The sequence below is a fragment of the Polaromonas sp. P1_G2 genome (assembly GCF_056405515.1).
Genome location: NZ_JBFUBY010001609.1, coordinates 1 through 378 on the forward strand (window position 1 = coordinate 1; position 378 = coordinate 378).

Genomic DNA, 378 nt, shown 5'->3' on the forward strand with positions numbered 1-378 from the left:
GTGCTGCTCAGGGCCCGGACGCTCTATCTGCAAAAGCTGGCGGCCGGCGCGGTCAAGAATCCCTGTTATTTCGCCATGGACGCGACGCGCCCCAACGACATGGGCAATTTCAAGCTCGGCAAGCGCTTCTACATCATCTGCGAAGCCAGCCATGATTTCGAGGCGATCCCTGCCGGCCACGGCAGTGGCCGCAAACTGGGCAGCGTTGCGAATTTCTCCAACGGCAGGCGTTGCGTAAAGAATTTCGGCAATGCCATGGATTCCGACCTGACGACCGGCGGCGTCTATGTGACGGCCGGTATGAAGAAGACGTTCAAGGGGTATTACAAGGCTCGTCCGGGCCAGGATGCTCCGTTTCTTCGCAGCTTCGTCCAGTTC

At 59.3% G+C, this 378-nt stretch carries 1 protein-coding gene; it reads left to right on the forward strand.

The features are described 5' to 3' along the window. Positions 1 to 378, forward strand: a 378-nt coding sequence (locus tag AC1D0P_RS31770) for a hypothetical protein (protein ID WP_477680363.1), incomplete at both ends; no start/stop codon positions are given.